The 21,647-nt window shown below is 36.0% G+C and carries 17 protein-coding genes; 13 read left to right on the forward strand and 4 right to left on the reverse strand.

Annotated features, from left to right (window positions below; genetic code table 11):
- Window positions 1-39 precede the first annotated feature (39 nt).
- Genes LBU54_RS00235 through LBU54_RS00245 form a run of 3 tightly spaced genes read right to left on the reverse strand, consistent with a single transcriptional unit; the run spans window position 40 to window position 5,501 of the window.
- A complete protein-coding gene (locus LBU54_RS00235; protein ID WP_224523709.1) occupies window positions 40-2,526 on the reverse strand; it encodes a beta-mannosidase in 2,487 nt (828 codons plus the stop codon).
- Window positions 2,516-3,205 (reverse strand): copper homeostasis protein CutC, encoded by a 690-nt coding sequence (locus tag LBU54_RS00240; protein ID WP_224523711.1) that lies wholly within the window; start codon window positions 3,203-3,205, stop codon window positions 2,516-2,518. The genes LBU54_RS00235 and LBU54_RS00240 overlap by 11 nt, the downstream gene beginning before the upstream one ends.
- Before the next feature lies 1 nt (window position 3,206).
- Window positions 3,207-5,501, reverse strand: a complete 2,295-nt coding sequence (locus LBU54_RS00245) for a beta-N-acetylhexosaminidase (protein ID WP_224523714.1) — start codon at window positions 5,499-5,501, stop codon at window positions 3,207-3,209.
- Window positions 5,502-5,540: 39 nt separating this feature from the next.
- On the opposite strand from LBU54_RS00245, the gene LBU54_RS00250 reads away from it, so the two are divergent.
- The 3 genes from LBU54_RS00250 to LBU54_RS00260 are packed head-to-tail and all read left to right on the forward strand — an operon-like array spanning window position 5,541 to window position 10,822.
- The gene (locus LBU54_RS00250; RefSeq protein ID WP_224523718.1) at window positions 5,541-8,486 is read left to right on the forward strand and encodes a GH92 family glycosyl hydrolase; all 2,946 of its coding nucleotides are present in this window, start codon (window positions 5,541-5,543) and stop codon (window positions 8,484-8,486) included.
- Window positions 8,487-8,501: 15 nt separating this feature from the next.
- On the forward strand, window positions 8,502-9,809 hold the full coding sequence (locus LBU54_RS00255) for a sugar MFS transporter (protein ID WP_224523720.1): 1,308 nt from the start codon (window positions 8,502-8,504) through the stop codon (window positions 9,807-9,809).
- A complete protein-coding gene (locus LBU54_RS00260) occupies window positions 9,806-10,822 on the forward strand; it encodes an isoaspartyl peptidase/L-asparaginase family protein (RefSeq protein WP_224523724.1) in 1,017 nt (338 codons plus the stop codon). Before LBU54_RS00255 ends, LBU54_RS00260 begins: the two co-directional genes overlap by 4 nt.
- Here LBU54_RS00260 and LBU54_RS00265 read toward each other — a convergent pair.
- On the reverse strand, window positions 10,806-12,218 hold the full coding sequence (locus LBU54_RS00265; RefSeq protein ID WP_224523727.1) for an aldehyde dehydrogenase family protein: 1,413 nt from the start codon (window positions 12,216-12,218) through the stop codon (window positions 10,806-10,808). The genes LBU54_RS00260 and LBU54_RS00265 overlap by 17 nt on opposite strands.
- A gap of 279 nt (window positions 12,219-12,497) precedes the next feature.
- On the opposite strand from LBU54_RS00265, the gene LBU54_RS00270 reads away from it, so the two are divergent.
- The 10 genes from LBU54_RS00270 to frr all read left to right on the forward strand — a co-directional run bounded on the left by LBU54_RS00270 (window position 12,498) and on the right by frr (window position 21,615).
- Complete coding sequence (locus LBU54_RS00270) at window positions 12,498-12,758, forward strand: hypothetical protein (protein ID WP_224523730.1); 261 nt, start codon at window positions 12,498-12,500, stop codon at window positions 12,756-12,758.
- Between the two features lie 126 nt (window positions 12,759-12,884).
- Window positions 12,885-15,731 (forward strand): DNA polymerase I, encoded by a 2,847-nt coding sequence (gene polA, locus LBU54_RS00275; RefSeq protein ID WP_224523733.1) that lies wholly within the window; start codon window positions 12,885-12,887, stop codon window positions 15,729-15,731.
- A 25-nt stretch (window positions 15,732-15,756) separates the two neighbouring features.
- On the forward strand, window positions 15,757-16,716 hold the full coding sequence (locus LBU54_RS00280) for an L-threonylcarbamoyladenylate synthase (RefSeq protein WP_224523763.1): 960 nt from the start codon (window positions 15,757-15,759) through the stop codon (window positions 16,714-16,716).
- 86 nt (window positions 16,717-16,802) lie between these two features.
- Complete coding sequence (locus LBU54_RS00285) at window positions 16,803-17,237, forward strand: universal stress protein (protein ID WP_224523778.1); 435 nt, start codon at window positions 16,803-16,805, stop codon at window positions 17,235-17,237.
- 195 nt (window positions 17,238-17,432) lie between these two features.
- Window positions 17,433-17,888, forward strand: a complete 456-nt coding sequence (gene rplM / locus LBU54_RS00290) for a 50S ribosomal protein L13 (RefSeq protein ID WP_224523780.1) — start codon at window positions 17,433-17,435, stop codon at window positions 17,886-17,888.
- Window positions 17,888-18,274: a 30S ribosomal protein S9 gene (rpsI, locus tag LBU54_RS00295; RefSeq protein ID WP_111684899.1), complete on the forward strand. Its 387-nt coding sequence runs from the start codon at window positions 17,888-17,890 to the stop codon at window positions 18,272-18,274. Before rplM ends, rpsI begins: the two co-directional genes overlap by 1 nt.
- A gap of 211 nt (window positions 18,275-18,485) precedes the next feature.
- The gene (rpsB, locus tag LBU54_RS00300; RefSeq protein WP_224523782.1) at window positions 18,486-19,274 is read left to right on the forward strand and encodes a 30S ribosomal protein S2; all 789 of its coding nucleotides are present in this window, start codon (window positions 18,486-18,488) and stop codon (window positions 19,272-19,274) included.
- Window positions 19,275-19,356: 82 nt separating this feature from the next.
- On the forward strand, window positions 19,357-20,187 hold the full coding sequence (tsf, locus tag LBU54_RS00305) for a translation elongation factor Ts (protein WP_224523784.1): 831 nt from the start codon (window positions 19,357-19,359) through the stop codon (window positions 20,185-20,187).
- Window positions 20,188-20,309: 122 nt separating this feature from the next.
- Window positions 20,310-21,017: a UMP kinase gene (gene pyrH / locus LBU54_RS00310; protein WP_224523786.1), complete on the forward strand. Its 708-nt coding sequence runs from the start codon at window positions 20,310-20,312 to the stop codon at window positions 21,015-21,017.
- 43 nt (window positions 21,018-21,060) lie between these two features.
- Window positions 21,061-21,615 (forward strand): ribosome recycling factor, encoded by a 555-nt coding sequence (frr, locus tag LBU54_RS00315; RefSeq protein ID WP_224523788.1) that lies wholly within the window; start codon window positions 21,061-21,063, stop codon window positions 21,613-21,615.
- Window positions 21,616-21,647: the final 32 nt, after the last annotated feature.

Below are 21,647 nucleotides of genomic sequence, written 5' to 3' on the forward strand. Positions count from 1 at the left end.
ACCAATTTGTAAATCAAAGTTAGTTAACTCCTTTTGTAGTTATCTTATGAAATTGTTAAAGCTTATGATTTTAAGGTCATCAATAGTTTTTTGTTCCTTTAATCTTGGGTCGTCAGACAGAAAATAAACCCATCTACGCTGACCAGGGTATAAATCGAAAAAGTTCTCATGGAACCAACCCTTATATTTGGTCGATAAGAACACGTCTTTTTGGTATGTGTCTGATGAAATAATAACTTTGATACCATTCTCCATCTTAACCCATTGGGTTTCAAATTTGCCTTGTTTTAGTTTTAGATCCTTTGGCTTTACAAAGAAAAAATGTTCATCTACATAATTAAACCTAGCATCAAAATAAATTTCATCTTTTGGAAATCTAACTTCTGCCAGTGGAAGTTGATATTTTATTTCACTGGAATTAGGCTTAACTGTTATTTGTTTAGAATCTTTCCATAACACCTTATTGTCAAAATCTTGAATAGATACCCTTAAATTGTCTTCAACAGATTCTAAATTGTCATTAACAACATATACATTTAAGGTATCATTTTCTATATGCGATGATACTATTACATTTTTAAAATCATGAGCCATTTGATATTGCATGGCTTTCCAATTTCCAAAATAATCCATACTACTCCATGATACTACTGGCCAACAATCATTTAACTGCCAGTACAATGTTCCCATGTTATATGGCTTAGCTCTGCGTTGTGCTCTTATACCCATAGACATACCCCTAGCTTGTAAGAGTTGGCTCATATAAACATAGTCTTCGGCTTTATCAGGAATTGGATAATCGCGTTGCATGTAGTCTTCAATAAGATGAAATCCTCTTGGATGCTTTTGATGATTAATAAATTCTTCCGAATCTATAACTATAGAATCATTTTGGTTAATATATCTTATGACTTCGTAACTTGGAAACGACTGAAAGCCAAATTCACTCATAAATCGCGGCACATTTTCTTCTAAATGTTCAAATGGATAGGCATCGTGCCATATCCACCAATCATGGGCATCACCCTCTGTTTTGTATTTAGGATTCCCTCGGCCATATTTCGGAGAAGATTCCCAATAATCTGTATCCGAATATTTATTTACAATTTGCGGTAAGAGGGAATCAAATAGTTTGAGATAATTATTCCATATCTCCTCTTTTTCAGCTTCACTCCTTCCTTCTTGCCAACCCCAACGATGCCATGCCTCGGAGTTTTCATTATTGCCACACCATAAGGCCAGAGAGGCGTGATTTCTAAGCCTCTTTACTTGTTCTTGAGCCTCAACTTTTACATTATTTAAAAAGTCCGTATCACCAGGATACATGGCGCATGCAAACATAAAATCTTGCCACGCCAATACACCTTTTTCGTCACATAGTTTATAGAAGTAGTCATCCTCATATATACCACCTCCCCAAACCCTAAGCATATTTATATTAGATTTTACCACATCATTTAATAATCTATCATAATCCTCTCTAGAAACCTTATTTTGAAAACTATGTTGTGGAATATAGTTTGCACCTTTTGCAAAAACTGGTTCGCCATTAACCTTAAAGTAAAAGGATTGCCCAATACTATCTTTCTCAGCCACAAGATTAATGGTTCTAAGTCCTTTTTGAATCAAAGCACTATCCAATATTCTTTGTCCTTCCTTGACGATTACCTTGATATCATATAAATGAGGATCTCCTAGATTATGTGGCCACCAAAGTTTTGGGTTTTCAATTACAACATTAAAATTCTCAGGATTTGCTTTCGGAAATTCCTCATACTCTGCGTAAATGGAATCATTCACATAAATATCATAATTTAAATTTTCTTCAATGCCTGAAACTGAACTTATCTCAATGATAAATGAAGCATTCGTTTCATCAATCTGCATATCTCGCAGATACACATCTTCAATCTTATAATCATTCCAACTCGTCAATTTAATTGGCTTCCAAATTCCTGCAGTATTTAGAACTGGTCCCCAATCCCAACCGTATTGAAACTGTGCTTTACGAGTAAAAATGCGATTCCCTACTGGCAATTCATAAGGTAGTTTTGCCTTTTCAATGGCTTCAAATTTGGAAGGTCGTTCAAAAAGAATTCGTAATTCATTCTCAGGTTTTAGCAACCGTTTAATATTGACATTCCATTCTCTGAAAGCGTTATTAGAATTAAGAATTAAGCTGTCATTTAAATATGCGCTAGCATAAGTATCTAGACCCTCAAAATTTAATTGAAAATGCTTATGCGCTAAAGCTTCTTCATCTAATGAAAATCGTGTGCGATATTCCCAATCTGTCTCAGAAACCCATTGAACTTGTTGTTCATTATTACCGATAAAAGGATCTTCAATTAAACCATTATCCAAGAGATCAGAAAAGACATTTCCAGGTACATTAGCACTATGCCAGACTGTGTCTTCAACATTTCTGAATTCCCAGTTTGAGTGGATTTCGATTGTGATTGGAACATCGTGTTTAGGGCCACAGGCAAAAATTAGTAGAATTAAAAAAAGAGGACTATATCGCATGTAATATTGTTCTTATTTTATTGATGTCTGAAACCGTCTGGTCTTCTGAAAATAAGGACTCTGACTGTGATACTTTACTTGAAGCTGATGAATGAATCTCGCTAAATGCATTTGCCTTAAAAACATTTAAATTACTTGCATTAATCCCACTGCCAGGCATAATTATTATTTCTCCCTTCGATTGAGTTTTTAAATGTTTTAATAGCTCAATGCCTTGTTCAGCACTTGATTTTTGACCAGAAGTTAATACGCGTTCTACTCCCAATTCAATAAGTTGTTTCAATGCAATTAGTGGATTCATAACCTCATCAAATGCCCTATGAAATGTAAAGGACAAGGGCCTTGCAAGATCGATTAAAGCTTTGGTGCGCTCTATGTCTATAGTCTTATCCTTTTTTAATATACCTGAAACAATCCCATCAAAATTGAGTTCTCTGCATAACGCAATGTCCTTTTGCATCTGCTCAAATTCCTCAGCGGTATAGATAAAATTACCTGACCTTGGTCGGATTAATATATGGATTGGAATATGAAGTTTTTCTTTTACTAATCGTAGTAATCCATACGACGGTGTTAGTCCACCAACTGATAATTCCTGACAAAGTTCAATACGATGGGCACCAGCCTCTTGTGCATTTTTTGCAGATTGAAACGAATTGGCACAAATTTCTAATAGCATATCAGTTTATAATAATTTCATCTATAAATGTCCATGCCTTATTTCCTGATCCCTGTTTTCCTTCTGGAATTATCCCATAATTTGGAACTATAAGCTCAATAGATCTCACCTTAACATCAAGTGCTTTTGGCGTTTTAAATTCGTAATCGAAATCAATCAAAACATCGTCTCGTGCATCAACCGATATCTGATCCGTTACTATGGTCCCATCGTCTAAAACAAATTGTAATTTTACTTCTTTTGGTGCATAGATCCATTGGCCATTACCATTGTAAAACCTAGTGCTGATATAATTGACCTCTTTGTTTTTACCTAAATCAATAGATACAGAAATATCCTCACCCCAAAAGCCTAACCATTCTTTATCGCCATAGCGACTATCACTTCCGCTGATACCATTTACTAATCCTATGGCACCACTACCAGCATAAGCCTTGTGGGGTTGTTTATTTATTTCAATCTTTGAACCAACAGCTTTATGAAGCTTGATTTCTTGAGTAAAAATTGTACCCAATTTTTCATCACCACCATAAACTTGGGCCTTAATGGTTGTAGAATTTGAAATAGGGATTTTTTCTGAATACATTATTGAGCTAGAACTAGGTTCAGTACCATCTGTAGTATATCGGATTGATTTATTTTTAGACTGTGTTTTTAACTCAAAGAAAGACAAGCCTTCTTCCGATGACATATTTCCTTCAATTTCATATAAGTGATTTGCATAATTTATATCTAAGGCATCTAATCTGTTGTGAAAATATTCTACTCGAGTAACAAAATCTTCATAGTTCTTATCTTTAGTATTAGACCATACCACTTCACTCATGGCTAATATCCTGGGAAATGCCATATATTCTACTTGGTCTTCATTCGGCATATACTCAGTCCAAACATTTCCTTGAGCGCCCAGAACATATTTTGATTCTTCTTTTGTCAATTCCTCTGGAATAGGATTAAAACTATATACCTTTTCTAGCGGTAAAAAACCACCAATTGCTATGGGCTCATTATAATTCTCAGATTGGTAATAATCAAAGTAGCAATGCGATGTTGGCGTCATAACAACATTATGACCAGCTTTTGCAGCTTCAATTGCTCCATCCATACCACGCCAAGACATTACCGTAGCATTTGGTGCCAATCCGCCTTCGAGAATTTCATCCCAACCAATAATTTGCTTACCCTTAGTGTTAATGTATCTTTCCATTCGAGCTATGAAATAACTCTGTAAACCATGTTCGTCTTTTAAACCTTTTTGTTTAATCAAATCCTGACAATGATCACAGTTTTTCCAGCGTGTTTTAGGTGCTTCATCGCCTCCAATATGGATATACTTTCCTGGAAACAGTTCAATTACCTCATCGATTACATCCTCTAAAAATTTAAAGGTAGTTTCACTTGGGCAGTAGACTTCCTCAAAAACACCCCATTTTTTTGCAGCTTCAACTTGTTCTCCTGTACATCCTAATTCCGGATAGGCGGCTATTGCCGCCTGACTATGGCCAGGCATCTCAATTTCTGGAATTATAGTTACAAATCGATTATTGGCATAAGAAACAACTTCTTTGATTTCTTCTTGTGAATAAAATCCACCATATCGCTTTCCATCAAAATTATGGGGTTGATCGCTATAATGACCGACCAAAGTTTCATTTCTAAATGCCGCTACCGTTTGTAGCTTTGGATACTTCTTAATTTCTATACGCCAACCTTGATCTTCAGTCAAATGCCAATGAAAGCTATTCATCTTAAGCATCGCTAGAGCATCAATGTATTTCTTTATAAAATCTACAGAATACATATGTCTCCCAACATCCAAGTGCATACCACGATACCCAAACGCTGGACTGTCTTCAATGGTTACTGTTGGTATTTTAAAGTGCTTAGGGCCTTTACCTTTTTCAATCGAAACAGGCATTAATTGCCTTAAAGTCTGTACTGCATAAAATGCACCTCTGTCATTATTTGCCTCAATTCTAATTTTTGATTTTGAAACAGTTAAACGATAAGCCTCTTCATTTAACATCGTGTCTTTTAAAAACTCGATATCGCTACCCGATTTTAAATCCAGTCCTGTTCCATCCTTTATAAAGCTCCGAAGAAAATCAGAACTAACAGTAAATGATATATTTGAATTTAGAGTCGTTGCACTGTTAAGCGTAAACATCCCATCATTAACCACTACAGATTTTGGAATGGGGATTATTGCTATGTCCTCAGTCTTGGTGTTCTGTTGTTTACAAGCAGTACATAACAGCAATAAAATACAAAGGCTTAGGAAGGTCTTGAGTTGCATTTTAGTATATTAGATGGATTAAATTTAGGAATCTTTTTCATGAACTTTAAGCCAACCTTTGTTTTTATTATTCTTACCTCATTCTTAAGTTGTAAAGAATCTTCTACAATCACCAAAGCAGAAAAAGACCAACCACTAATTAATTACGTCAATACTTTTATCGGAACGGGTGGTCATGGCCATACCTATCCTGGTGCAACACTGCCATTTGGAATGATGCAATTAAGTCCAGATACACGACTCGAAGGTTGGGATGGATGCTCAGGATACCACTATACGGATAGTTATATCTATGGCTTTTCGCATACACATTTAAGCGGTACTGGAATTAGTGATTATGGTGATGTTTTACTTATGCCAACTAATAGTATTAATTTCAACAATGGTGCAAACGGAAAACCAGGATATAGAGCACATTTTAGTCATGAATATGAGAGTGCTTCACCTGGTTATTATAAGGTAAAACTAGATTCTACGAATATCGATGTGGAATTGACTGTATCACTGCGAAGCGGTATTCATAAATATCGATATCCCTCAGAAGATAACCAATATCTCGTCTTAGATCTTGAACATAGAGACAAACTTCTAGACTACAAAATTCAAAGACTCAATGATTATGAAATCAATGGTTATCGTCATTCCTCAGCTTGGGCAAAAGATCAACGTTTGTATTATCATTTAAAGTTTTCGCATCCAATAAGTGACATTGTTTACGATGAAGGCGATGGTATTCCGGTGGTAAAAAACTACAAATTTGAAAGTAAAAAAGCGGTTTTAAAGTTTGATAACCCAAATAATGAACCTGTCGTAATTAAGGTTGGAATTTCGGCTGTTGACGAACAAGGTGCAAAAGACAACCTAAATGCCGAAATAGGAAATAAATCCTTTGATACTGTTAAAAAAGAAGCGGAAGATTACTGGGAAAGCCAGCTTAATAAAATAGTTGTTGAAAGTGATGCTATTGATAAAAAAACCAACTTCTACACCGCATTGTACCATACAATGATTGCTCCAAATCGCTACCAGGATGTTGATGGCCGCTACAGAGGTATGGACTTAAATATTCATCATGCAGATTTCGATTATTACACCGTCTTTTCTCTTTGGGATACGTATAGAGCGGCCCATCCACTGTATACCTTAATTGAACAAGATCGTACCAATCATTTCATTAATACATTTTTAGCAAAATACGATGAAGGTGGGATTATGCCTATGTGGGATTTGTCCGCAAATTATACCGATTGTATGATTGGCTATCACGCAGTACCAGTTATCGCTGATGCTTATTTAAAAGGCATAAAAAATTATGATGCTGAAAAGGCCCTTGATGCCATGAAGCATTCTGCCACAAGAAATAAATTTGGCTTGGAGGCTTACAAAAGATATGGGTTTATTCCAGTTGATGAAGAAAGTGAATCGGTTTCAAAAACTTTAGAATATGCTTATGATGATTGGACGATTGCTCAAATGGCAAAGAAATTGGGCAAAGTGGACGATTACAAAACTTATATTCAACGTGCTCAGTACTATAAAAATGTATTCGACCCAGAATCTAAATTTATGAGAGGGCGTTTCAGAAACACCTGGTTCTCCCCATTTGATCCTTACGAGGTTAATTTTAATTATACCGAAGCTAACGCCTGGCAATATAGTTTTTATGTCCCTCAAGATATTAATGGATTCATGAACTTACTTGGAGGACCCGAAGCTCTTGAAACTCAATTGGATGAATTATTCACTGCAAAATCTGAAACTTCGGGCAGAGATCAGGCAGATATCACAGGGTTAATTGGGCAATATGCACATGGCAATGAACCAAGTCATCACATGGCGTACTTATACAATTTTGTTGGCCGACCAGACAAAACTCAAGAACGTGTTTATGAGATTTTGACTCAACTTTACAAAAACGAGCCTGACGGAATTTCAGGAAATGAAGATTGTGGTCAGATGAGTGCTTGGTATGTATTTTCATCCATGGGATTTTATCCTGTAACTCCGGGAAATAATCAATATATCATAGGAGTACCATTTTTTGATAAAGCTTCTATTAATCTTGAAAATGGTAATGTATTTACCATTAAAACTTATGACCTTAGCGAAACCAACAGATATATCGACTATGTGTATTTGAATGGTGAAAAATTGCATCGCACTTATCTCATGCACGATGAAATAATGGATGGTGGAACCTTAGAATTCTATATGACTGATAATGCTGCAGTATGGGGAAGTAGAGATAGACAACGACCAACTACCGAAATTACGGACCATATTATTTTGCCATCGCCTTACATTGAAAAGGGTAATATTACGTTTAGGGATTCGACACAAGTCGTTTTAAACACCTCAGAGGACGATGCGAAAATCTACTTTGCATTAAATGGTCAAGACTTTGAATTGTATGAGGAACCATTCCTCATTACCGAAAATTCAGAAGTAAAACTCTATTCTGAAAAAGGCAATTTAAAAAGCCCAGTACTAACTACGCCTTTTTTTAAAATAAATCCCAACCTGAGTATAAAATTAGAAAGTGAGTATGCCAACCAATACGCGGCCGGTGGTAATGATGCGCTTATTGATGGTATTAGAAGTACCAAAAACTACAGAACAGGAAGTTGGCAAGGCTATTGGAATACAGATCTCATTGCAACAGTAGATTTAGGTTCAGTAAAACCAATTTATAATTTAGAAGTGAATTTTTTAAGAGATCAAGGGGCATGGATATTTTTACCAAAGGCTGTTGATATTTTCACGTCCGTTGATGGAAATAATTTTCAAAAACAGATGACTTGGAAATTTAATGCAGAAGGTAAAAACGAGACAATTGATATAGAAACAGTCCACCTTTCAAAATTAGGTGAAGCAAGATTTGTAAAAATCATTGCAAAAAAACTTGGTGATTTACCAGAATGGCATATCGGTCATCCAATGAATGGTAAAAGTTGGATATTTGTTGATGAAATATCTATTGAGTAATAAAACCAACTAAAAATGAATCAATCTAAATCCTATCGCTCATCTTTTATCCTGTTAACTACCCTTTTCTTTTTATGGGGTTTTATTACAGTACTTGTAGATTCTCTTATTCCAAGACTTAGAGAATTATTTACGCTTACCTATTTTCAAGCCGGAATGGTTCAGTTCGCATTTTTTGGAGCCTACTTTTTACTATCCATACCAGCTAGTTATATTCTCTCAAAGATTGGATATAAACGAGGAATTATTCTAGGATTGTTTACCATGGCTTTGGGTTGTCTGTTATTTTATCCTGCAGCATCCTTTCGTGTTTTTGGTATATTTATGTTGGCTTATTTCATACTGGCTGGTGGCATGACAATTTTACAAGTTGCCGCTAATCCTTATGTTGCTGTATTGGGTTCTGAAGATGGTGCTTCTAGTCGTTTGAACTTATCCCAAGCTTTCAATTCATTAGGTACAGCAATTGCTCCTGCTGTCGGTGCCTTGTTTATCTTAAGCGATACCATAAAATCAAAAGAGGAAATTGCTTCACTATCTGCAAATGCAAAAGAAACCTATCTGGCAAATGAAGCTTCAGCCGTACAAAACCCATTTCTTGGTTTGGCTGTGTTTATTTTAGCCATTGCTGGTATATTCTTTTTTGCAAAGCTTCCAAAGCTAATAAGTGAAACTTATACAGGCACATATTTTGAAGCCTTCAAACAAAAAAACTTGATGCTAGGTGTCCTTGGAATTTTCTTTTATGTCGGTGCCGAAGTAGCCATAGGCAGTTATTTAGTCAACTACTTTCTGGATATGAACATGGTAGATGTCATAAAAAATAACAACTTGATGAAGTCTATTGCCGAAAGTATTCTTAACTCAGGACTTACTGAAAACGACAACAAAGCTATTGTTGGTGTATTTGTGACATTCTACTGGTCTGGCGCTATGGTTGGTAGGTTTATTGGATCTTATTTAACTAAAATCATGAAGCCTGGTAAAGTCCTGGGCATATTTGCTACATTGGCCATTTCACTTATCCTTGTATCAGTAAGTACTACTGGATTAGTTAGTATGTGGAGTATTTTAGCTGTTGGGCTTTTCAACTCAATAATGTTCCCAACTATTTTCACTTTAGCCATTGATGGAATTGGTGAATTAAAACCAAAAGGTTCAGGATTATTATGCACTGCCATTGTAGGTGGCGCTATCATTCCTCCTTTATATGGGAAATTTACGGATAATTTCGGATTTAAAATTGCACTACTATTTATTGTCTTGTGTTACACCTACATTTTATGGTACGGTTATAGAAACTCAAAAAAAACAACAGCATGAATCGACGAAAATTTATAAAAAATGCATCGCTTTCAGGTGTAGGTATTGCTCTAGGTAATACTTTGATGTCTTGTAAAGAGACCCCTGAAACTCAATCAGAAATTGCTTTAGAAAATTCGGCAAATGGATCTTTGCCCTTAGTTATTGCAACTTGGCATGTTGAAAATGCTACAGCCAAAGCAATGGAAGTATTGCAATCTGGCGGATCATCTTTGGATGCTGTAGAACAAGGATGTATGGTCGAAGAAGCTAATGAAAAAGGACAATCGGTCGGCAAGGGTGGCTTGCCGGATAGAGATGGAAATGTAACCTTGGATGCCTGTATTATGGACAAATATGGCAACTGTGGTTCTGTTGTATTTCTTAAAGACATCAAACATGCTGTTTCTGTTGCGCGCAAGGTAATGGAGGATACACCTCACGTAATGCTTGCTGGCGATGGTGCTAAACAATTTGCCATCTCAAAAGGCTTTGAAGTTGAAAATCTTTTAACCGAAGCATCAAAGAAAGCTTGGGAGGAATGGAAAGTTAAAAGCGAATATAAACCCATCATCAATATTGAAAATCATGATACTATTGGTATGCTTGCCATTGACAAAAACGGCGATATATCAGGTGCCTGCACCACTAGTGGTCTTGCGTACAAAATGGCTGGACGTGTAGGTGATTCACCCATTATTGGTTCTGGATTATTTGTAGATAATGAGATTGGTGCATGTGTAGCAACAGGTCTCGGTGAAGAGGTAGTTAAAACTGTAGGTAGCTTTTTGGTTGTGGAGTTAATGCGTCAAGGCAAATCGCCACAACAAGCCTGCGAAGAAGCTATTGGTAGAATTGTAAATAAACCAAATAGCAACTACAAAGACTTCCAAGTTGGTTATATCGCGGTGAATAAACAAGGTGAAACAGGCAGTTACTCCATCCATCAATGGTTTAGCATGACTAAGTTTCAAGATGGTAAAAATGAGCAAATACAGTCTGACTTTTATAATAAAGCTAAAACCACTTTATAACGAGCTTAGCCATTTTTTCTTTAAAGTCGTTGTAAGGAGGAAATAAAAACTCTGTCGCACCAAAAAAGTGTTGTTTAATAACGGCACGTTCATTACTAAAGGCTTTAAAACCGAAGAAACCGTGGCTTTTTCCAATACCGCTATTATTAGTACCGCCAAAAGGTAAATTATGATTGGCATAATGAATAATATTATTATTTACACAAGTACCTCCTGCCCTGGTATTAGAAATCACCTTGTTAATATTCGTTTTACTTTTACTGTAAATATAAAGTGCTAATGGACGTTCTTTAGAGTTAATGCAATCAATTGCTTCCTCTAATTCATTAAATGAAATAATCGGCATAATGGGTCCAAAGATTTCCTCATTCAACAATTTTGAGTCATGACTAAGGTCAGTTACAACAGTTGGCGCAATATATTTTGAATCTTCATTGTGTTCGCCCTCTAAAATGAATTTTGCATCGAGCGATTTTGCGTTTTCTAAATGCGCCATTAAGCGTTTGTAATGCTTAGGTGTAACAATTCTTGCAAAAGCATTAGACGTTTCAGGGTTTTTAGAATAGAAGTGTTCAATCCAATTTAAACAGGCATCGATAAATTGTGTTTTTACACTTTCTTGGATCAAAATATAATCTGGAGCGACACATATCTGGCCAGCGTTTAGAAACTTGCCCCAAACTATTTTTTTAGCTGCTTCTTTAATATTTGCACTCTCATCAATAACTGTAGGAGACTTACCTCCAAGTTCTAAAGTTACGGAAGCTAGGTTCTTGGCTGCAGCTGTCATAACAATTTTCCCGACATTGGGTGAACCCGTAAAGAATATGTGATTAAATGGAAGTTCTAATAATTGAGTGGAAGTTTCAACTTCGCCTTCTATTAATGCGATTTCGTCCTCATCAAAAAGGTCATCAATAATCTTAGCCATCAATGCTGATGAGTTGGGTGTCATCTCTGACGGCTTTATTATAGCAGTATTTCCAGCAGCAATTGCCGAAATTAAAGGACCAAAGGTGAGGTTAAAGGGAAAATTCCATGGCGATATGATTAAACAAACACCCTTAGGCTCATAAATATAGTATGAACTGGAACCCAACAAAGACAAAGGTGTTTGAACCTTCTGCTTACGCATCCATTTGTGCAAATGCTTCTTCACATAGCGTATGTCACTCAGTATTTGATAGATTTCTGACAGCTCTGACTCAATAATAGGTTTACCTAAATCCTTACTTAAAGCTTCTTTTATTTGCTCTCGATAAGTGATTTCTATCGCTCGACGAAGTGCATTTAACTTCTTAACTCTCTCATTATAAGTACTTTGTGCAATGTTGAATTGATTAGCTTTTTGCTTTGTAAAAAGCCCAAAATATGGGTTTTTAGTAAATTGTGTCATAATTCGCTCTGATGTTTACTGGGATTCAAGCCGATTTTGTGTATTTCATCGATGTTTTTGCATTTATTTATCCATTCATCCCTAAAAGAGATTATGTTATCCTAAAAACAGCCTATTTTTGGGGGCTGCAGGCCCAATTTGTGTATTTCATCGATGTTTTTTGCGACGCTAAACACGTTATCTATTTATCGTCTTGATTCATCCAAAAAATTAAGTCCCTTCATCGTCTTTGTCATTTCTTTGTGTCGAAGTTAATAGAAAAAATATCTTCAAACAATTATGAAAAAAGGTTTAGTACTTATATTATTTTTAACGATGTCGCTAGCGAGCTTTGCGCAGCAAGAAACAGTTGCAAATAATGAAACTGAACTTGTTGAGACTTCGAAAATGGAAAAAGCCGAAGCTAAGAAATTTACTATTTCTCCTAAGGCTAAAGCAAAATTTTTGAAGATCAATCGTAAAAAGAACAATGAAATCATAAGCATTAAGGCTTACAGAAAAAGTCTTCAAATAAAAACAAAGACTGTAAAACTTTGCTAAGAGCTAATTTTAGATAGTAATTAAGCCGAAACAAATTGTTTCGGCTTTTTTTATTGCTCATTCCTCATTCCTCCGAGAATAAACTTGAAGTTTTTCGTAATTTTATAGACTTCAAAACTTAAATACATGTCGGACCAAAAACGCCTTTTTCTTGTTGATGCCTATGCATTAATTTTTCGTGGGTATTACGCCTTTATAAAAAACCCGAGGATAAATTCTAAAGGAGAGGATACCTCAGCCATTATGGGTTTTATGAACTCGTTATTGGATGTTATAAAACGTGAGCGACCAGACCACTTGGCGGTTTGTTTTGATAAAGGGGGCAGTTCGGACCGTGTTGAAATGTACGAAGCTTACAAAGCAAATAGAGATGAAACTCCCGAGGGTATTAGAACTGCAGTACCACATATTCATAATATCTTAAAAGCCATGCACATCCCGATTCTTGAAAAAGAAGGCTATGAAGCAGATGATATTATTGGGACCTTATCTAGACAGGCAGAAAAAGAAGGATACAAAGTATTTATGGTAACACCAGACAAAGACTTTGCCCAGTTGGTAACAGACAACATATTTATGTACAAACCTGTTTTTGGTGGTGGTTACGAAACTTGGGGAATTCCCGAAGTAAAAAAGAAGTTTGAAGTAGAAAAGCCAGAACAAGTTATTGATTTTCTTGGCATGATGGGAGACTCTAGTGACAACATTCCTGGTCTACCCGGTGTTGGTGAAAAAACAGCTAAAAAATTCATTAACCAATTTGGCAGTATGGAAGGGCTTCTCGCCAATACAGACCAGCTTAAAGGGAAGATGAAAGAAAAGATTGAGGCCAATGGTGAATTAGGCGTGCTATCTAAGGAATTAGCAAGGATTATGCTAGATGTACCTGTAACCTTCGATGCTAAAGATTTTGAACTAGATCACCCAGATATTGAAAAGGTGAAGGAAATCTTTCAGGATTTAGAATTTAGAAGATTGACGGAGAACTTCATCAAAACCTTCAATGGCAATGGTGAAACAACAGTAGCGACTCCAACCGAAACAAATAAAACGGAAAACAAACCAACACCTAAAAAACCACAATCTGCTGGTGCAGGTCAATTTTCATTGTTTGGTGGTGGTGATAATAATGATGGAGAAGAAACTAATCAATATGTAAGAAAGACAGCTGAAACTACGTCACATTTTTACCAGAGTGTCGCTTCTGTAATGGCAACCAAACTCTTTGTAAAAAATCTTCTTAACCAAACATCTGTTTGTTTCGATACAGAAACAACAAGTATCAATCCGCTTCAAGCGGAATTAGTTGGAATAGCATTTTCTTGGGAAGCCGGCAAAGGATTCTATGTGCCATTTCCTGAAGATAAAAATGAAGCGCAAATATTAATTGAGGAATTTAGACCGTTTTTCGAAGACGAAAACATTGAGAAAATTGGTCAGAATTTAAAGTACGATATTAAAGTACTTGCTAAATACAATATTGAGGTAAAAGGTAAATTGTTCGACACCATGTTGGCGCATTATTTAATTAATCCAGATATGCGTCATAACATGGACGTATTGGCAGAAACCTATCTCAACTACACACCTATTTCAATAACAGAATTAATTGGTAAAAAAGGTAAGAACCAACTGTCCATGCGCGACGTACCTATTGAAAAACAAACTGAATATGCCGTAGAAGACGCCGACATCACTTTGCAATTAAAAGAGCATTTTGAAAAGGAATTAGGTGAGGCCAATACCCAAAAACTCTTTGATGAAATAGAAGTTCCATTGCTTAGGGTTTTAGCATCTATGGAGCTCGAAGGCATCAATTTGGATATTGAATTTTTAAATGCCTTAGCTGAAGAATTAAACGACGACATTCAAAACCTAGAACAAAAAATATATGATGAAGCTGGCGAGGAATTCAATATTGCGTCGCCAAAACAATTGGGAGTCATTCTTTTTGAAAAACTAAAATTAGTCGATAAGCCTAAAAAGACAAAAACCGGTCAATACTCCACTGCGGAAGACGTTCTGAGTTATTTAGCCAAAGATCATGAAATTGTGCAACACATTTTAGATTATCGTGGCTTGTCTAAACTTAAAAGTACTTATGTTGATGCATTACCAAATCAAGTTGAACCGCACACAGGCCGTGTTCATACCGACTATATGCAAACCGTTGCAGCGACAGGTCGTCTAAGTAGTAATAATCCTAACCTGCAGAACATTCCTATTCGGACAGAACGTGGTCGTCAAGTACGCAAGGCATTTATTCCAAGAGATGAAAATTACACGCTTTTGGCTGCAGATTATTCTCAAATTGAATTAAGAATTATTGCAGCATTAAGTAAGGAAGAAACCATGATTGAAGCTTTTAGGAATGGCGAGGACATTCATGCATCAACAGCTTCAAAGGTATTTAATGTGCCTATTTCAGAAGTGACTAGAGAACAACGTGGCAATGCCAAAACCGTTAATTTTGGAATAATATACGGAGTTTCTGCATTCGGTTTAAGTAATCAAACCAATTTAACCAGAAGTGAATCCAAAGAATTGATAGACACCTACTACGCAACCTATCCAAAATTGAGAATTTATATTCAAGATCAAGTAGATTTTGCCAGAGACAATGGTTATGTTCAAACAGTTCTGGGTAGACGTCGTTATTTAAAAGATATAAATTCTCGTAATGCCGTAGTAAGAGGTGCGGCAGAACGTAACGCCGTTAATGCACCTATTCAAGGTAGTGCCGCAGATATTATTAAGATTGCCATGATTAGAATACATGACAAGTTAAAAGCTGGAAAATTCAAAAGTAAAATGTTGCTTCAAGTGCATGATGAATTGGTCTTTGATATTTACAGACCAGAGTTAGAAGACATGAAAGTTTTGATTAAAACCGAAATGGAGAATGCATACAAACTCGAAGTCCCATTAGATGTGGAGCTGGACATTGGAGATAATTGGTTAGAAGCCCATTAATTCTCTTATTTTAAGTATATTTTTTATGAGCATTATTTCTAAGGACATATCAAAAGCTGTCAAGCTCCTTAACAATGAAGAATTGGTGGCTATACCAACAGAAACTGTTTATGGCCTTGCTGGAAATATATTTAGTGAAAAAGCTGTGAATGCCATTTTTACCACCAAAGGTCGTCCGAGTTTTAATCCGTTGATTGTTCATGTTGGTTCAAAAGATTGGCTCAAAGAAATAGTAACAACTATTCCTCCAAAAGCAAAACTTTTAGCAGATGCCTTCTGGCCAGGACCAGTTACCTTGGTCCTCCCAAAAAAGGATATTATTCCAAATTCAATTACTGCTGGCAAACCAACTGTTGCTGTGCGTGTTCCAAATCATCCTGTTACCTTAGAGTTACTCAATAAATTAGACTTTCCATTGGCCGCACCAAGCGCAAATCCATTCGGTAGTATCAGTCCAACACTGCCTGAACATGTGGAAAACTACTTTAAAAAAACCATTAAAATGGTGCTTGATGGTGGACCATGTAAGAGTGGCATTGAGTCCACAATTATTGGCTTTGAAGAAGGTGAACCTATAATATATAGATTAGGATCCACTCCCTTGGAAGCAATTGAAACCATAGTGGGATCTGTAATTATTAAAAACAAAAAGGAATCAAGTCCAGACGCACCTGGAATGTTGGAACGGCATTACGCTCCAAAGACTAAAACTATTTTAACAGATAATCTAGTTAAATCCATTAAGGAACACCGCAATAAACGTATTGGACTATTAATCTTTAATGACATTCTTAATGACAGTGGTATTGATTATAAAATAGTCCTATCCGAAACGAATAATCTTGATGAAGCCGCCTCCAAATTATACAGTGCGCTACATTTACTGGACAAGCAAGATCTGGATATTATAATTGCGGAACAGCTCCCTGATTATGGTTTAGGCAAGTCAATTAACGATCGCCTTTTAAGAGCAACAAAAATCTAACCACCCTTATGCTTTTTGAACTGAAAAATTCTTAACTTATAGGATTAATTGATGCAAGGCAGTATGCTGATCTAATTTTCCTAGACATGAAGAATATTTTAATTCCCATAGATTTTAAGGGTAACGAACATCTACTTTTAGACAAGGCATTAGAATTTGCTTCAAATCTTAAGTCTAAGGTATGGTTGCTTCATGTGGCTGCGCCAGATCCTGATTATGTCGGTTTTGAAGCTGGACCACAGTCTGCAAGAGATCATCGAGCAAATAAATTAAAAGAAGAACGAAGGCAAATTCAAGGTTTTGCTAAAAAGTTCGAAGAAAAAGGAATAGATGCAGAAGCACTTCTGATACAAGGTATTACCGTTGAAACTATCTTGGAGAAAACAGAAACACTAAATATTGATTTAATAATAATGGGATATCAAACCTACAGCTTATTCTACAAGATTATTTTTGGTAGTGTTTCTGATAGCTTGATCAAAAAGTCTAATATCCCTGTATTAGTAGTACCCTTAGACTAAATGTGCAACTATACGTTCAAAATGTGATTAGGTCTACAAAACATTCCTGAGTTCGAAGACATCTGATTTTCAGCTTAAAAAAACCTTAAACGCGGTTTGTTAATCCAATTGTTTATCGTAAATTTGCAAACTCTTTTTTGAAGAGGAATGTTTAATCTGTTGCGCTATAAATGTGCAACAATAAATCAAATTAGTGTGGATACATTAAGCTACAAAACAGTTTCTGCTAACAAAGCTACCGTAAACAAGGAGTGGGTTTTGGTTGATGCTGAGGGACAAACTTTAGGTCGTCTTGCTTCGAAAGTAGCAATACTTTTAAGAGGTAAGCACAAACCTAATTTTACGCCACACGTTGATTGCGGTGACAACGTTATTGTCGTAAACGCAGAAAAAATCAACTTAACGGGTAACAAATGGACCGAGAAAAATTATCTCCGTCACACAGGTTATCCAGGTGGACAAAGAAGTCTGTCAGCAACTGAAATGTTTCAGAAAGACCCTACCAGGTTAGTAGAAAAATCAGTAAAAGGAATGTTGCCTAAAAATAAACTAGGGGCACAATTATTCCGAAATCTAACTGTTGTTGCTGGTGCTGAGCACGCTCATGAAGCTCAAAAACCAAAAACAATAAATTTAAACGAATTTAACTAATGGAAGTAATTCACAAAATTGGCCGTAGAAAGACGGCTGTTGCCCGTGTATATGTTGCCAAAGGTAAAGGTAACATTACGGTGAACAAAAAAGACATGGCAGATTACTTTACTACTGCTCCATTGCAGTACAAGGTAAATCAACCTTTAGTCATGACTAACAATGATGGCAACTTTGATATTACTGTTAACGTATATGGAGGTGGTATCACCGGCCAGGCGGAAGCGATACGTTTAGCATTATCTCGTGCAATGTGCGAAGTTGATGCTGAAAACAGAGCAATATTAAAGCCAGAAGGTCTATTAACAAGAGATCCTAGAATGGTAGAGCGTAAAAAATTCGGTCAGAAGAAAGCGCGTAAGAAATTCCAGTTCTCTAAACGTTAATATCCAACAACTCTTAATTCAGAATCTGAAAGCTCAGGTTCTGAATTATTTTATTTTATTGAAAAAATGCTGAATAGTTCAGCATAATTTAAACCAGTTATTGTTGTCCACAATGGAGACATTGGGATTTAGTTTAGCATCTAAATGGTAAAGGCCTTAAACATGACACTTTAACATTGCTAATTCAACAGAACGTAAACTATTACAAAAAATGGAAAAAGTAGAAGTAAAAGAACTACTGGAAGCAGGTGTGCACTTCGGACACCTCACAAGAAAATGGAATCCAAACATGGCTCCCTACATTTATATGGAGCGTAACGGTATCCATATTATTAACCTTTACAAAACTGCAGCTAAGATTGAAGAAACTTGCGCAGCATTGAGTAAAATTGCTGCTTCAGGTAAGAAAATCTTATTTGTTGCCACCAAAAAACAAGCAAAAGATATAGTTGCTGAGAAAGCAGGTGCTGTAAACCAGCCTTATATTACAGAACGTTGGCCAGGCGGTATGCTTACTAACTTTGTGACAATACGTAAGGCAGTTAAGAAAATGTCTTCTATTGACCGCATGAAAAAAGACGGTACATTTAATTCATTATCAAAAAGAGAGAAATTACAAATAGATCGCCAACGTGCAAAATTGGAGAAAAACTTAGGTTCTATATCTGATATGACACGTTTACCAGGTGCATTATTTGTAGTAGATATTATGAGAGAGCATATTGCAATTAAAGAAGCACAAAAATTGAATATTCCAATATTCGCGATGGTAGACACAAACTCGGATCCACGTCAGGTTGATTTTGTAATTCCATCAAACGATGATGCTTCAAAATCCATTAACAAAGTGCTTTCTATTGTTTCTTCTGCCATTGAAGATGGATTAAATGAAAGAAAAGCAGAACGTGCTGACAAAGAAGGTAAACCTAAAAAAGAAAATGCTAAGCCTATAGCCAATAAAACAGAGGCTAAAGTAGCAGTTCAAGAGGAAGAAGAATAAAATAAACTTTAAAAAATATGTAAAAGTCGTTTAGTTCTTTTCTTGTAAGAGTAAATTATGCGACTTTTTAAATTTAAAAATTATGGAAAATACTGTAAAAATTACAGCAGCAGAAGTAAATAAATTAAGAAAAGCTACGGGTGCTGGAATGATGGATTGTAAAAAAGCATTAGTTGAGGCTAATGGAGATTTTGACAAAGCCATTGAAATATTGCGTAAAAAAGGTCAAAAAGTTGCGGCAAAGCGTGCAGATAGAGAATCTACTGAAGGTGCTGCTATCGCAAAAGTTAATGCTAACAAAACTATTGGAGTTTCAATTGTTTTAGGTTGCGAAACCGACTTTGTTGGTAAAAACGAAAACTTTGTTGCTTTAGCTCACGAATTGGCAGATTTAGCATTGACTGTAAATTCTAAAGAGGAATTACTTAAGGCAGAGATTGACGGCATGACCGTAGCAGACAAACTAATTGAGCAAACTGGTGTTATTGGCGAGAAGTTAGACATAAATGCATTTGAGAAAATTGAAGCTCCTTATGTAGGCTCTTACATTCATGCTGGTAATAAAATTGCAACATTAGTTGGATTATCTGCCGATGTAGATGGTGCAGACGTTGTTGCTAAGGATGTTGCTATGCAGGCGGCAGCAATGAATCCTATCGCACTCAACGAGGAAGGTGTTGACGCCTCAATAGTTGAAAAAGAAATTGAAATTGCTAAGGATCAATTGCGTCAAGAAGGTAAGCCAGAGGCTATGCTAGATAATATTGCCAAAGGTAAATTAAACCGTTTCTTTAAAGACAACACTTTAGTTAACCAAGCATTTATTAAGGATAGCAAAGTTAGCGTTGCCGATTACGTTAAAACAATTGGCGATGTTAAGGTTACAACTTTTAAGCGTGTAGCTTTAGGATAAAATCATTTTAACACTTATAAAAAAAAGCCTTCAAACCAGATTTGAAGGCTTTTTTTTGATGGTTTTTTCACTTTTACAGATGCTAATAATTATGTAGCTTTGTTGAACTTTCAAAACATCTCATGAAATACAAAAGAATACTACTAAAGCTGTCTGGCGAAGCATTAATGGGAAGCCGTCAATATGGAATTGACCCAGAACGATTAGCAGAATATGCTCAAGACATAAAAGCAATAACAGATAAAGGCGTACAAGTTGCCATTGTTATTGGGGGCGGAAATATATTTAGAGGTGTTGCTGGAGCAAGTAACGGTATGGATCGTGTTCAAGGGGACCATATGGGCATGCTCGCTACTGTTATAAATGGTTTGGCTTTACAAAGCGCTTTAGAAGATGCCAATATACCAACAAGATTACAAACTGCCATTAAAATCAATGAGGTTGCAGAACCTTTTATTAGACGCAAAGCATTACGCCATCTTGAAAAAGGCAGAGTAGTGATTTTTGGTGGTGGCACAGGAAATCCGTATTTCACAACAGATTCTGCTGCAGTCTTAAGAGCAATTGAGATTGAGGCTGATGTGATTTTGAAAGGAACTCGTGTAGATGGAATTTACAACGTGGACCCTGAAAAAGATACAAGTGCAATCAAGTTTGATCAAATAACCTTTGACGATGTTCTTAGCAAAGGACTTAAAGTAATGGACACAACAGCGTTTACATTAAGTCAGGAGAATAATTTACCAATTATAGTGTTTGATATGAACAAAAAAGGCAACTTGTACAAGGTTGTTTCTGGTGAAAATGTAGGTACAGTGGTCAATTTATAAATTGGCTTAGATTTTGATAACGCTTATTTAAAAGTATAATACGATGAATGAAGAAATTAATTTTATTATAGACACGGCTAAAGAAGCTATGGATGCTGCCATAAAACATTTGGAAAAACAACTAGTTAATATTAGGGCTGGAAAAGCAAGCCCAGCAATGTTGGGTAGTGTCATGGTAGATTACTATGGTGCTCAAACTCCACTTAATCAAGTTGCTAATGTTAACACGCCAGATGGCAGGACTATTTCAGTTCAACCATGGGAGAAAAGTATGCTTCAAGAAATTGAGCGCGGTATTATGATTGCAAATCTAGGTTTTAACCCTATGAATAACGGTGAAACAATTATAATAAATGTTCCGCCATTGACAGAAGAACGTCGTAAAGACTTGGCAAAACAAGCAAAAGCTGAGGCAGAAGATGCTAAAATTGGTGTACGAAGTGCAAGAAAGGAAGCAATGCACGACATTAAAAAAACAGATGCTTCAGAAGATTTGCAAAGCAATGCCGAAATTGACATACAAGAATTAACAGATAAATACGTTAAAAAGATTGACAGCATACTAGACGTCAAAGAAAACGAAATCATGACAGTCTAGTCGGCACAAAAAAAATCTAAAAACATCCCGTA

Source organism: Winogradskyella alexanderae (assembly GCF_020166335.1).
Classification (GTDB): Bacteria; Bacteroidota; Bacteroidia; order Flavobacteriales; family Flavobacteriaceae; genus Winogradskyella; species Winogradskyella alexanderae.

Excerpts from the sequence above, each read along its gene's own strand:
- LBU54_RS00235 (WP_224523709.1), bottom strand. The coding sequence starts at position 2,526 with ATGCGATATAGTCCTCTTTTTTTAATTCTACTAATTTTTGCCTGTGGC.
- LBU54_RS00240 (WP_224523711.1), bottom strand. The coding sequence starts at position 3,205 with ATGCTATTAGAAATTTGTGCCAATTCGTTTCAATCTGCAAAAAATGCA.
- LBU54_RS00245 (WP_224523714.1), bottom strand. The coding sequence starts at position 5,501 with ATGCAACTCAAGACCTTCCTAAGCCTTTGTATTTTATTGCTGTTATGT.
- LBU54_RS00250 (WP_224523718.1), top strand. The coding sequence starts at position 5,541 with ATGAACTTTAAGCCAACCTTTGTTTTTATTATTCTTACCTCATTCTTA.
- LBU54_RS00255 (WP_224523720.1), top strand. The coding sequence starts at position 8,502 with ATGAATCAATCTAAATCCTATCGCTCATCTTTTATCCTGTTAACTACC.
- LBU54_RS00260 (WP_224523724.1), top strand. The coding sequence starts at position 9,806 with ATGAATCGACGAAAATTTATAAAAAATGCATCGCTTTCAGGTGTAGGT.
- LBU54_RS00265 (WP_224523727.1), bottom strand. The coding sequence starts at position 12,218 with ATGACACAATTTACTAAAAACCCATATTTTGGGCTTTTTACAAAGCAA.
- LBU54_RS00270 (WP_224523730.1), top strand. The coding sequence starts at position 12,498 with ATGAAAAAAGGTTTAGTACTTATATTATTTTTAACGATGTCGCTAGCG.
- polA (WP_224523733.1), top strand. The coding sequence starts at position 12,885 with ATGTCGGACCAAAAACGCCTTTTTCTTGTTGATGCCTATGCATTAATT.
- LBU54_RS00280 (WP_224523763.1), top strand. The coding sequence starts at position 15,757 with ATGAGCATTATTTCTAAGGACATATCAAAAGCTGTCAAGCTCCTTAAC.
- LBU54_RS00285 (WP_224523778.1), top strand. The coding sequence starts at position 16,803 with ATGAAGAATATTTTAATTCCCATAGATTTTAAGGGTAACGAACATCTA.
- rpsI (WP_111684899.1), top strand. The coding sequence starts at position 17,888 with ATGGAAGTAATTCACAAAATTGGCCGTAGAAAGACGGCTGTTGCCCGT.
- rpsB (WP_224523782.1), top strand. The coding sequence starts at position 18,486 with ATGGAAAAAGTAGAAGTAAAAGAACTACTGGAAGCAGGTGTGCACTTC.
- tsf (WP_224523784.1), top strand. The coding sequence starts at position 19,357 with ATGGAAAATACTGTAAAAATTACAGCAGCAGAAGTAAATAAATTAAGA.
- pyrH (WP_224523786.1), top strand. The coding sequence starts at position 20,310 with ATGAAATACAAAAGAATACTACTAAAGCTGTCTGGCGAAGCATTAATG.
- frr (WP_224523788.1), top strand. The coding sequence starts at position 21,061 with ATGAATGAAGAAATTAATTTTATTATAGACACGGCTAAAGAAGCTATG.